The 12,118-nt window shown below is 70.7% G+C and carries 10 protein-coding genes; 8 read left to right on the plus strand and 2 right to left on the minus strand.

Translation table 11 applies throughout. The features are described from left to right. Positions 1 to 102 precede the first annotated feature (102 nt). From JMJ55_RS13740 to JMJ55_RS13775, 8 genes are all read left to right on the plus strand, one after another. Entirely contained in the window at positions 103 to 1,035 is a 933-nt protein-coding gene (locus JMJ55_RS13740) for a LysR substrate-binding domain-containing protein (RefSeq protein ID WP_202826139.1), read from the plus strand. A 69-nt stretch (positions 1,036 to 1,104) separates the two neighbouring features. Continuing rightward, complete coding sequence (locus JMJ55_RS13745; RefSeq protein WP_202826140.1) at positions 1,105 to 2,436, plus strand: NAD(P)/FAD-dependent oxidoreductase; 1,332 nt, start codon at positions 1,105 to 1,107, stop codon at positions 2,434 to 2,436. Continuing rightward, the gene (locus JMJ55_RS13750; protein ID WP_202826141.1) at positions 2,436 to 3,572 is read left to right on the plus strand and encodes a M24 family metallopeptidase; all 1,137 of its coding nucleotides are present in this window, start codon (positions 2,436 to 2,438) and stop codon (positions 3,570 to 3,572) included. The genes JMJ55_RS13745 and JMJ55_RS13750 overlap by 1 nt, the downstream gene beginning before the upstream one ends. Positions 3,573 to 3,580: 8 nt before the next feature. Continuing rightward, a complete protein-coding gene (locus JMJ55_RS13755) occupies positions 3,581 to 4,825 on the plus strand; it encodes an NAD(P)/FAD-dependent oxidoreductase (protein ID WP_202826142.1) in 1,245 nt (414 codons plus the stop codon). Between the two features lie 28 nt (positions 4,826 to 4,853). Next, positions 4,854 to 5,918 (plus strand): ABC transporter substrate-binding protein, encoded by a 1,065-nt coding sequence (locus JMJ55_RS13760; RefSeq protein ID WP_202826143.1) that lies wholly within the window; start codon positions 4,854 to 4,856, stop codon positions 5,916 to 5,918. A gap of 11 nt (positions 5,919 to 5,929) precedes the next feature. Further along, the gene (locus JMJ55_RS13765) at positions 5,930 to 6,991 is read left to right on the plus strand and encodes an ABC transporter ATP-binding protein (RefSeq protein WP_202826144.1); all 1,062 of its coding nucleotides are present in this window, start codon (positions 5,930 to 5,932) and stop codon (positions 6,989 to 6,991) included. A 5-nt stretch (positions 6,992 to 6,996) separates the two neighbouring features. Beyond that, complete coding sequence (locus JMJ55_RS13770) at positions 6,997 to 7,833, plus strand: ABC transporter permease (protein ID WP_202826145.1); 837 nt, start codon at positions 6,997 to 6,999, stop codon at positions 7,831 to 7,833. Continuing rightward, complete coding sequence (locus tag JMJ55_RS13775; protein WP_202826146.1) at positions 7,830 to 8,633, plus strand: ABC transporter permease; 804 nt, start codon at positions 7,830 to 7,832, stop codon at positions 8,631 to 8,633. Before JMJ55_RS13770 ends, JMJ55_RS13775 begins: the two co-directional genes overlap by 4 nt. Before the next feature lie 16 nt (positions 8,634 to 8,649). On the opposite strand, the gene JMJ55_RS13780 is transcribed toward JMJ55_RS13775, so the two are convergent. Beyond that, positions 8,650 to 9,039 (minus strand): response regulator, encoded by a 390-nt coding sequence (locus tag JMJ55_RS13780; RefSeq protein WP_202826147.1) that lies wholly within the window; start codon positions 9,037 to 9,039, stop codon positions 8,650 to 8,652. After that, positions 9,036 to 12,014, minus strand: a complete 2,979-nt coding sequence (locus JMJ55_RS13785; RefSeq protein ID WP_202826148.1) for a response regulator — start codon at positions 12,012 to 12,014, stop codon at positions 9,036 to 9,038. The genes JMJ55_RS13780 and JMJ55_RS13785 overlap by 4 nt, the downstream gene beginning before the upstream one ends. Between the last annotated feature and the right edge of the window lie 104 nt (positions 12,015 to 12,118).

The raw sequence follows: 12,118 nt of genomic DNA on the forward strand, positions 1-12,118 counted from the left end.
TTATGCCTTCCCGCCGGGCAGCGTGGCGGATCGGGCCATGGGGATGCAAGCGCCATACCCATTGGCCTTGACGCTGGCTTCGTTCCGCCGCGAGTTTGGCGCATGGCGGCGAAATCCCTGGAATACCGGCATCTGGAGGTCTTCCGGGCGGTCATGCGGTCCGGCAGCGTCACCGGCGCCGGCGCCCTGCTCGGGGTCTCCCAACCCGCCGTGAGCCGCCTGCTGGCGCAGACCGAGGCACTGGCCGGCTTCCCCCTGTTCGAGCGCATCCGCGGCCGGCTGGTCCCGACGCCGCTGGCCCATGCCCTGCACGAGGAGGTGGAGCGCGTCTTCATCGGCGTCGAGGAGATCTCGGCCCTGACGGAGCGGCTGCGCCAGCGCTCGCCCCGGCGCATCCTGCTGGCCTCGATCCCGGTCCTTACCCTCTCGCTGCTACCGCGCGTCGCGGTCTACTGGCGCGAGGCGCGGCGGGAGATGCCGCTCGCGGTGCATTCGCGCACGGTCGGCGGGGTGCTCGGCATGGTCGCCTCGCGTCAGGCGGATATCGGCCTCAGCACCGGGCTGCATCGCATCCCGGGCCTGCGCTCGGCCAAGCTGGCGCGCGCCCGGGCCTATTGCGCCATGGCGGTCGGCCATCGCCTCGCCGCGCAGCCGCTGGTGCGCGCGGCCGATCTCGATGGCGAGGCCTATATCGCCCTGTCGCGCGAGGAGGGGCGGCAGGCCCTGGTGGACCGCGCGCTGGAGGGCAGCGGCGCCCGCCCGGTGGAGCTGGTCGAATGCCGCATGACCAGCGGGGCCGCCGCCATGGCCGCGGCCGGCGCCGGGATCGCGGTGATCGATGCCTTCGCCGCCGCGCCCTTCCTCGGCGCCGGGCTGGTGCTGCGCCCCTTCGAGCCGGCGGTGACGGTGGACTACCAGGTCTTCTGGCCCGAGGAGGCGCCGGACGGCTTCGGCCGCGCCATCCTGCTGCAGGGCATCCGCCAGGCGGCGCGGGCGGTGATGGCGGAGGTGGAGGCGCGGCTCGCCGGGCCATAACCGCACCGCCCGACGCATGCCGATTTGGTATGGCCGATGCGATTCCGTCGCATGTTACGCTTCGGTGGCATGAGCGAATTTCCGTTTGCCCCCGGCTTCCTCGAGCGTCCCTGGTGGTGGGAGGCGGCCCCGCCGCCCGCGCCGCCCCCCGCCAGCCTGCCCGATGCGGCGGAGGTGGCGATCATCGGCGGCGGCATCGCCGGCCTCTCCACCGCCATCGAGCTCGGCCGCAACGGCGTCCGCGCCCTGGTCCTCGATCGCGAGGCGATCGGCTGGGGCGCCTCCTCGCGCAATGGCGGGGCGCTCAGCGGTGCGGGCGGGCTCGGCAAGGTCCGCTCCGACCTCGTCGAAGCCTTCGGCAAGGAATACGTTTCCGAGCTGATGGAGGAGAGCGAGGGCGCCTTCGAGAATTTCGAGGCCTTCGTCGCCCGCGAGGGGCTGGACTGCGACTATGTCCGCTGCGGCCGCTTCGTCGGCGCGCATGCCCCCTCCGCCATGGAGGCGCTGAAGCGCCGCGCCGAGCTGATCAACAATGCCGGCACCGAGGAAGCCTTCCTCGTCCCGCGCGACCGGGTGGCGGAGGAGATGGCCACCGACCGCTTCGTCGGGGGCATGATGCTGCGCCGTGCCGGGTCCCTGCATCCGGCGAAATATGTCCGCTCCCTCGCCGCGGCGGCGGAGCGCTATGGCGCCACCCTGCTCGGCGGGGTCGAGCTGCGCAGCTACCGGCGCGAGGCGGATGGAGGCTTCGTGCTGGAGACCAGCCACGGAAGGCTGCGCGCCGGCAAGCTGATGATCGCCACCAATGGCTATACCGGCGGCGCGACGCCCTGGCACCAGCGGCGGCTGATCCCCGTCGCCAGCTACATGATCGCCACGGAGGAGATCGGCGAGGAGCGGGTGCGCCGCGCTCTGCCGAAGCTGCGCGTCTATGGCGATACCAAGAAGGTGCTGTACTACTTCCGCCCCTCCTCGGACTACAAGCGCATCCTGTTCGGCGGGCGGGCCAGCTTCACCGATGCCGATGTGCGACGGTCCGGCGCCACGCTGCACCGATTTCTGACGCATCTCATCCCCGATCTGGCGGATGTGCGGATCACCCATTCCTGGAAGGGCAATGTCGCCTTCGCCTTCGACATGATGCCCCATATCGGGGAACACGAGGGCGCGCATTACGCCATGGCCTGCAATGGCAGTGGCGTGGTGACGATGACGCATCTCGGCCAGGCGGCGGCGGGGGCGATTTTGGGCGGGGCCAACCGGCCCTCGGCCTTTGCCCGGCTCGATTTCCCGACCAAGCCCTTCTACACCGGCAATCCCTGGTTCCTGCCGGTGGTCGGCCTGTCCTACCAGCTCCGCGACCGGCTGGATGGCTGGCGCGTGCCGAAGGACGGCGGCTGATGGGCATGCATCCCTATTTCACCCGAGCTGAATTCGAGGCTCGTCTTGTCCGGCTGAAGGCGCGGCTGCGGGCGGCTGGCGTCGAGGCCGCGCTGTTCGACGAGATCGAGGCGATGACCTGGGTCTCTGGCTTCGGCAGCTCGGCCAATCGCTGGCGCTGCGTGGTGATCCCGCTGGAGGCCGAGCCCTTCTTCCTGATCCGCGCCCTCGATGCCTCCGTCTGCCGGCAGCGGAGTTGGATCGAGGATGTGCCGACCTACCGCGACTGGGAATACCCGATGCCGGTCTTCGCCGCCGCCATGCGCGCCCGCGGGCTGGACCGGGCCACCATCGGCCTCGATTTCGAAAGCTACGGCACCTCCATCGCCCGCTTCGCCGCCTTGCAGACGGCGCTGCCGGAGGCGCGCTTCGTCGATATTGGCCCGGTCGTCGCCGAGCTGCGCCTGATCAAGTCGGCCGCCGAGATCGAGTTGCTGCGCCGCGCCGCCGCCATTGCCGATGAAGCCTTGCGCCGCGCCGCCGCCGCCTGCATCCCGGGCGGCCATCAGCGCGACGCCGCCCGCATCGCCCAATTCACCTTCGTCGAGATGGGCGCCGATCCCTATCGCCCCGGCCCGATCACCGCAGGCCGCGGCTGGGATTTTCTGCACGGGCATCTCGGGGACGAGCCCCTGGCGCCGGGCGATGTGGTGCATATCGAGCTGACGCCGCGAATCTATGGCTATTCGGCCCGCGTCATGCGCTGCGTGGTGCTGGGGGAGCCGGAGCCGGAGCGGCAGCATGCCGCCGAGCTCCTGGCGGAACTCCAGGACCAGCAGATCGCTGCCATGCGCCCCGGCGCGGTGGCGGGCGATGTGGACGCCATCCTGCGCGAGGGCATCCTCCGCGAGGGGCTGCGCGACAGCTACGACAACATCACCGGCTATACGCTCGGCCTCTATGGCGATGCCGGGCCGCGGACCAGCGACTTCACCCGCATCCTGCATCCCGGCGCGACCTGGCGGCTGGAGCCGGGGATGGTCTTCCATGTCTATGCCTCCGCCGGCGGCGCGGCGCTCAGCGAATCCGTCCTCGTCACCGAGACAGGGCCGGAACTGCTGACGCATCTGCCGCGTGGCTTGTTGGTGAACCGGTAGGCGCCGCGATGGCCGGGCCGCGCGTCCTCGTCCTCGGCGCTGGCGTTGCCGGCCTCTCGGCGGCACTGCCGCTGCTGCGGGCCGGCTGCGCGGTCACGGTGCTGGACCCGCTCGGCCCGGCGGGTGGCGCCTCCTTCGGCAATGCCGGGCTGCTGAGCGCCGATACCGCGGTGCCGATCGCCCTGCCGGGGATGCTGCGCAAGGTCCCCTCCTGGCTCGCCGATCCGCTCGGCCCGCTGGTGGTGCGGCCCGGCTACCTGCCGCGGGCGGCGCCCTGGCTGCTGCGCTGGGTCGCGGCCGGGCGGATGGACCGCGTCCATGCCATCTCGGACGCGATGCGCGCCCTGCACGCCCCGGCCTTCGAGGATTGGCGCGGCCTGCTCGGGCCGGAGAACTATGCCGAGCTGGTCCGCCGCAAGGGCCAGGTGCAAATCTGGGACGAGCCGGAGGAGACGCCCAGCGCTGCGCTGGAACGCGGGTTGCGGGAACGCCTCGGCATCCAGGCGGAGGTGCTCGGCGCCGATGAGCTGCGCCAAATCTTCCCCGGCATCGCCCGGCATGTTTTGCGCGGCGTGCTGGTGCCGGGCAATGGCCAGACGGTCAGCCCGCCCCGCATCGTCCGCCGCCTCGCCGACCTCGTCCTGGCCGAGGGCGGCGCGATCCTGCCCGAGCGCGCCATGAAGCTGATCCCCCGCGAAGGCGGCGGCTGGTTGGTCATGACCAACACGGACAACCACCGGGCGGAGCATGTGGTGGTCGCCGGCGGCGCCTGGTCGCGCAGCCTGCTCGATCCGCTCGGCCTCCGCGTGCCGCTCGAGACCGAGCGCGGGTACCACCTGATGCTGCCCGCGCCGAGCCTGATGCCCAGCCTGCCCATCCTCTACAAATCGCGCAATTTCGGCGTGACGCCGATGGCGGAAGGCCTGCGGGTCGCCGGCACGGTGGAGATCGCGGGGCTGGAGGCGGCGCCGGATGAGCGCCGGGCGCAGCAGCTGCTCGGCCAGCTGCGCGGGCTGTTTCCGGGGATCGAAGCGGGCGAGCCGCGGCTCTGGATGGGCTTCCGCCCCTCGACACCGGACAGCCTGCCGGTGCTCGGCCCGGTGCCGGGCCGCCCCGGGCTGCATTGCTGCTTCGGGCATGGGCATTTCGGCATGACCGGCGGGCCGCCGAGCGGCCGGCTCGTCGCCGGCATGATTCTTGGTAAACCAGCGCCCATCGACACGGCACCCTATTCCATCACGCGCTTCCGCTGAGACAGCCCAACCCGCAGGAGGACGACGCATGACCGACCGACCCCGGATTCTCCGCCCGAGCCGGCGCCTGCTGCTGGGCGCCGCGCTGGCGGCGCCTGCGCTCCGTGCCTTCCCGGCACGGGCGGCGGGCGAGGTGATCGTCCGCACCCCGGGCGGCACCTATGACGATGTGATGCGCCGCCATGTCTACGATCCCTTCACCAAGGAGACGGGGATCGAAGTCCGCCCGGTGGCGGCGACCAGCGCCAAGCTGCTGGCCATGTTCCGCGCCAATAATGTGGAGCTGGACCTGATCGATACCGGCGACGGTCAGCTGCTGACGCTGGAGCGGATGGGCGCCCTCGCCCCCATCGCCTATGACAAGTGGCGCTGGTCGAAGCCCGAGGACATCACGGCCGAGGTGAAGAACCAGTATCGCGTTGCCAATTTCGTCTATTGCACGGTGCTCGGCTACAACAAGGAGCATTTCGCGGGCGGCGCGCCTGACTCCTGGGCGGATTTCTGGAATGCGGGGAAATTCCCCGGACCGCGCATGCTGTCCGACATGGCCTCCGGCTCCGCCAATCTCGAATTCGCCCTGCTCGCGGATGGCGTGCCGAAGGACAAGCTCTATCCGCTGGATGTCGACCGGGCGCTGAAGGCGATGGACCGCATCCGCCCGCAGATCCGCCGCTTCTGGGATACCGGCGCGCTTTCGGCGCAGATGCTCTCCGACAAGGAAGTGGTGGCGGGCTCGATCTGGAACGGCAGGCTGCAGGTGTTGATCGATCGGAAGGCGCCGCTCGCCTATACCTGGAACGAGCACATGATCCAGGTGCAGGCGCTCGGTATCTTCAAGGATGCAAAGAACATCGCCGGCGCCCAGCTCCTCGCCGACTACATGCTCCAGCCCGAGGTGCAGGCGAAGTATTCCCGCGACCTGATCTACGGCCCGACCAACACGAAGGCCTTCCCGCTGCTGAGCGAGGAGGAGCGCGCCCGCGCCCCGGGCGGCGAGCGGTCGCGCCAGACCGGCTTCTACCAGAATGTGACCTGGTGGGAGGATAACCGGGACCGGGTGAACCGCATCTGGTCCCGCTGGCTCCAGCGTTGAGCGGGACACCCATGGCGGCAGGCGCCGTTGCGCTCGAGGGCGTCACCAAGCGATACGGGGCCGAGACGGTGGTGGCGGATGTCTCGCTCGCCATCGCGCCGGGCGAGTTCTTCACTCTGCTCGGCCCTTCGGGCAGCGGCAAGACCACGACGCTCTCGATCCTCGCCGGCTTCGTCACCGCGGATGCCGGCCGGGTGCTGCTGGGCGGCCAGGACATGACGCAGGTGCCGCCGCGCGGGCGGGGCCTCGGCATGGTGTTCCAGAACTACGCCATCTTTCCGCATCTCGACGTGGCCGGGAATGTCGCCTTCCCGCTGGCGGTGAAGCGCGTGCCGAAAGCCGAGATCGCCACCCGCGTCGCCGAGGCCCTGGCGCTGGTGAAGCTGACCGGTTTCGAAGGCCGCTACCCGCGGCAGCTCTCGGGCGGCCAGCAGCAGCGCGTTGCGTTGGCCCGCGCCATCGTCGCCCGGCCGGGCATCGTCCTGATGGACGAGCCGCTGGGCGCGCTCGACAAGAACCTCCGCTACCACATGCAGGTCGAGATCAAGGAGATCTCCCGCCGCCTCGGCACCACGGTGATCTATGTCACCCATGACCAGGAGGAGGCGCTGACCATGTCGGACCGCATCGCCATCATGGAACATGGCCGCATCGCCCAGATGGGTCCGCCGCGCGAAGTCTATGAACGGCCGGACAACGCCTTCGTCGCCGCCTTCCTCGGCGAGGCGAATTTGCTGCCCGCCCGGCGCGACGGCACGGGCGTGGCCGGCCCTGGCGGGGCGCGGCTGGAGGCCGGCGCCGGCACCCTGCCCGGTGCCGAGGGCTTGCTGTTCATCCGGCCGGAGAAGCTCGGCATCGCCCCCGGCACGGCGGCCGAGGGTCCGAACAGCCTTGCCGGCCGCGTCCGCCATGCCTCCTTCCTCGGCAATACCGTCCGCTATGCGGTGGAGGTGGCGGAAGGCGCGGTGTTGGTCTGCGACGCCCCGAATGGCGCCGGCACCGTGCTGCATGCCGCCGGCGACTCCGTGCTGCTGCGCTGGCGGGCCGAGGACTGCCGGCTGCTGGCGGGCTAGGGCCGATGCCGCTCACCCTTCGCGCCACGCTGCTGCTGCTGCTGCCGGCGCTGCTGCTGCTGTCCGGCCTCTTCCTGCTGCCGATCGGCTGGTTCCTCACCGCCTCCATCGCCGAGCTCGGCACCTGGCCCGAGATCCTGGAGGAAGCCGAGGCCGTGCTGCTCTCGGGCGCGGTCGGGCGGTCGCTGCTGACCACCGGCTGGATCGGGCTGGTGGTGACGCTGCTGACCCTGCTGCTCGGCTATCCCGTGTCCTATGCGTTGTCGCGGGTGCGGGGCGCGGCCTTCACCGCCATCCTGCTCTGCATCGTGCTGCCCTATTTCACCAGCACCATCGTCCGCACCTATGCCTGGATGGTGCTGCTCGGCCGCAACGGGCTGATCAACCAGATCCTGCTCGGCCTCGGCTTGGTCGCGGAGCCGGTGAACCTGCTCTACAACCGCACCGGCGTCATCATCGGCATGACCTATGTGCTGCTGCCCTACATGGTCCTGACGCTCTATGCGGCAATGAAGGCGGTGGACCAGCGGCTGCTGCAGGCGGCCGAGGGCATGGGCGCGTCGCCAGGGCAGATCTTCCTCCGCGTCTTCATGCCGCTGACGCTGCATGGCGTGGTGGCGGGCCTGTTGATCACCTTCATCCTGGCGATCGGCTTCTTCGTCACCCCGGCGCTGATGGGCGGCCCCGGCGATGTCATGGTGGCGATGCTGATCGAGCGGGAGGTGGAGATCACCCAGAACTGGCCCTCGGCGGCGCTGATGACCATCGTGTTGCTGGCCGTCACCCTCTCGCTCTATGCGGTCTATAGCCGCTTCGCCGAACCCGGGGAGGCGGTGCGATGATGGGGCCAGTACTGCGCGCGACCCTGCTGCGGGTGCTGGTCGTGCTGCTCTGCTTCGGACTGCTGGCGCCGATCGTGATCGTCGCCATCGCCTCCTTCTCCGGCGACGGCTACCTGAAATTCCCGCCGGAGAGCCTGTCCACCCGCTGGTATGCCCGCTTCCTCGGCGACCCGCGCTGGCGGCAGGCGATCCTCAATTCCTTCCTGATCGGCGCCCTGGCCTCGGCGCTCTCGACACTGATCGGCTTCCTCGCGGCCTATGCCATGCTGCGCGGCAGGTTGCCGCTGCGGCGGGTGGTGGCGGCCCTGCTGCTGACGCCGGTGATCGTGCCGCATGTCATCACCGCGGTCGCCATCTACTTCCTCTCGGCCCGGTTCGGGCTGGTCAGCGTCCGGCCCTGGATCGCGGTGGCGCATTCGGTGGTGGCGCTGCCGGTGGTGCTGGTGATCCTGCAATCCGCGCTGCGCACGGTGGACCCGGCGCTGGAACGGGCGGCGATGGTCTTCGGCTGCACCCGCTGGGGCGTCTTCCACCGGGTGGTGCTGCCGCTGGCGCTGCCGGGCGTTGTCTCGGCCGCGCTGTTTGCCTTCCTCACCTCCTTCGATGAGCTGGTGATCTCGATCTTCCTGGCCGGCTTCCGGTCCGAGACGCTGCCGGTGCGGATCTGGAACAGCCTGCTGCTGGAGGTGGAGCCGACCATCGCCGCGGTCTCGACCCTGCTGATCGCGGTGACGACGATCGCGCTCGGCATCGATGCCCTGCTCCGCCGCCGCCGGGGCGAGGGTTTCCCCGGCCGCTGACCAATGCGGCCGGGCGTCAGCCCGGGCCGGGCGCGCCTTCCTTCGCCAGCAGGGCCGCGTCGATCTGCGCCAGCAGGCGGGAGAAATCGACCGGCTTCGGATGGTAGTCGTCGCAGCCCGCTTCCAGCGTCTTGGCACGGTCGCCGGCCATGGCATGCGCGGTCAGCGCGATGATCGGCACCCCCGCCATCTCCGGATCGGCGCGCAGCGTCCGCGCCGCGGTCCAGCCATCCATCACCGGCAGGTTCATGTCGAGCAGGATTACGTCCGGCCGTTCCGCCCGGGCCGCATCCACGCCCTGCTGCCCATCATGCGCCAGCACGATGTCGAAGCCGCGCCGCTTCAGCCGGCGCGACAGGAAATCCCAGAGCTCCTCGTGGTCCTCGACGAGCAGGATCTTGGTCATGTCGCTTTCTCCATGGGCCCCGGCCCGGCGATCCGGGCAGCGGGCTGGGACTGGTTGGCGATGCGCTGGAGCTCGGCGAGGAGGCCCTCCGGCGGCTCCTCGCCCATAGGCAGGACACGGCGCACCTGGCCGCGTAGCCCGTCACGCTCCGCATCGGACATCTTCCCCTCGGCGAGGGCGATCACCGGCAGCTCGCGCCATTCGGGATGGCGGCGCAAATTCTGGATCAGGGCGATGCCGTCCCCCTCGAAGCCGGGGACGCCGACCAGCACCAGGTCGGGCACGGCGGCGCCACCACCCGATTCCAGCAGGCGCAGCGCGGCCACGGATGTCGCCGCCTCCCGCACCGTCCAGCCCTCGGCCTCCAGCAACTGCCGCAGCTCCAGCCGCTGCACGGCATCATGTTCCAGCACCAGCGCGGCGCCGGCGGTGGTTGCCGTGCGCGCCCGATCCAGCGCCGCTTTCAGCCGCGGCCATTGCACCGGCTTGGTCAGGTAGTCCGCGGCGCCGAGCGAGAAGGCAAGCCCGCGTTCCTGCACCACCGTCACCATGATGACCGGCGTCTCCGCCAGGGCCGGCTCCGCCTTCAGCGCCGAGAGCACCGCCCAGCCATCCATGCGCGGCATCATGACATCGAGGAGAATGGCGTTCGGCCGCATCTCCCGCGCCAGCCGCAGCCCGGCCGCGCCATCCTGCGCGGTGCGCACGGCGAACCCCTCCCGCCGGAGGAAGCGGGCCAGGAGGTCGCGCGCGGCGGCGTCGTCATCCACTACCAGCACCAGCCCGGCGCTGCCTTCCTCGGCGCTCGGCGGGCCGGGCAGCTCCTCGGCCGCCGCCTCCGGCTCGCCCGGATCGGCCCGCGCCTCGCGCAGATCGGCCGGCAACTGGATGGTGAAGGTGGTGCCGGCGCCGGCCTGGCTCTCCACCGCGATATCGCCCCCCAGCATCGTGCAGAAGGCCTTGGTGATGGCGAGGCCGAGGCCGGTGCCGCCGAAGCGGCGCGTGGTCGAGGCATCCGCTTGGCTGAAGCGCTGGAACAGGCGCTGGAGCTGCTCCTCCGTCATGCCGATGCCGGTATCGGCAACGCGAAGCTCCAGCCAGTCCCGCCCGTCCCTTTGCTGCCGGCTGGCCGCGAGGGTGATCTGGCCGCCCTCGGTGAATTTCGCGGCGTTGGAGAGCAGATTGAACAGGCATTGCCGCAGCTTGACGGTGTCCGAATGCATCTCGCCGAGCCCGGGCGCGAGCTCGAGCACGAGCCTGTTGTGCTTGCGCCCGATCAGCGCCTCCACGGTATCCCCGACCTCGTGCAGCAGGGGCTCCAGCGGGAAATCCTCGGCCTGCACCTCCATCTTGCCCGCCTCGATCTTGCTGAGGTCGAGCACGTCATTGATGAGCGAGAGCAGGTGGCGCGCATTGGAGCCGATCTTGCGCAGGTCGTCCAAGATCTCTGCGCCTTCGTCCCCGAGATCCTCGACCTGTTCCTCCAGCATCTCGGAATAGCCGATCACGGCCGAGAGCGGCGTGCGAAGCTCATGGCTCATATTGGCGATGAACTGGCTCTTCGCCTTGTTGGCATCCTCGGCCGCATCGCGGGCGGCGGCCAGCTCCTCCTCGGCCGCGCGCATCTCGGTGATGTCGGTATTGGTGCCGAACCAGCCGACCAGCCGGCCCTCGGACGAGGCCTCATCTGGCTCGTCGCGGAGCGGCAGGGCGCGGGAGAGGAACCAGCGATAGCGCCCATCGGCGCCGCGGATCGGGAAGGTGTCCTCCCAGGGCTCGCCGGCGGCGATGGCGGCGCGGAAATGCGCCACCACCCGTTCCACATGGTCGGGGCTGTGGACCTTGACCCAGCCATCGCCCTGCATCTCTTCGGGCGTCGTGCCGGTATATTCGTACCAGCGGCGGTTGTACCACTGGACGCTGCCCTCGGCGTCGGTCATCCAGGCGAGCTGCGGGATGCTGTCCACCAGGGTGCGCAGCCGTCCCTCGCTGCGCCGCAGCCGCTCCTCGTAGCGCCGCCGGATCGAAACATCGGTGACGACGAGGCCGGCGCCGAGCCCATCCTCGCGTAGCGGGAAGAAGGCCATCAGCAACTGGCGCGGGGCGGCGTTCGGGCGGCCGGCGGGGCGCAGGGTGACCTCCACCTCGGACTGCGCCTTGCCGCCTTCCAGCACTTCCCGCAGCCGGGGCTCCACGGCCGCCAGCACCTCCGCCGGCAGGGCCGACCGCAGATCCTGCCGCCCGGCTTCGAGGCCAAGGGTCCGCTCGCTCATCTCGGCCAGGGCGCGGTTGGCCTGATGGAGGCGAAGGTCGCGGTCGAGCAGGCCGAGGCCGACCGGGGCATTCTCCATCACGCTGTCCAGCAGCGCCGCGGCGCGCCGCTCCGCCCGCCGTCGCGCCAGGGCATAGGCGCCGAGCACGGCGCCGGCGGCGACGATCAGCAGAGCGCCGAGTGCGAAGCACCAGGCGGTGCGGCGATCGTCCTGCTGCCGTAGCGCCTCCACCCGCTGCGTGATGGCGGCCTGCGCCTGGGCGGTTTCGGTCCGCAGGGCATCCATCACCTCCTTGCCCCGCCCTTCCTCCACGGCGAGGCGGGCGGCTTCCAGCCCCCCCTCCCGGCGCAGCGCGACGACGCGGGCAGCATAATCCTGCCGCGCCCGCACCAGCTCCCGCAGCCGGGTCGGGTCGAGCCCGCTGCCGGGCCCCTCCGCCTCGATCGCGGCCAGCTGGCGGGCGGCGGCGGCGAGGCCATTCGCATAGGGTTCGAGGAAGGCGTCGTTGCCGGTGAGGACGAAGCCGCGCTGCCCCGTCTCCACATCACGCATGGCCGAAAGCAGCGCCTCGGCCTGCAGCATCGCGGCATTGCCGACGGCCATTCCGGCGCGGTCCCGCCGTCCGGCGAGCAGGCTCCAGGCGCCCAGCAAGATCGCGGCCGCGACCAGCAGGGCGGCCAGCAGCAGCGCACGGCCGGTCATGCGCGATCGGACGCCGCCCCCGGCCAAGGTCGGGTTCCGCAAGGAAGAAGTGCCGCTAGCGTCCAATCTGCTGTCCATCCGCGAGCGGTGACGAGCCCCCCCAA

This window comes from Belnapia mucosa (genome assembly GCF_016775475.1).
Lineage (GTDB): Bacteria > Pseudomonadota > Alphaproteobacteria > Acetobacterales > Acetobacteraceae > Belnapia > Belnapia mucosa.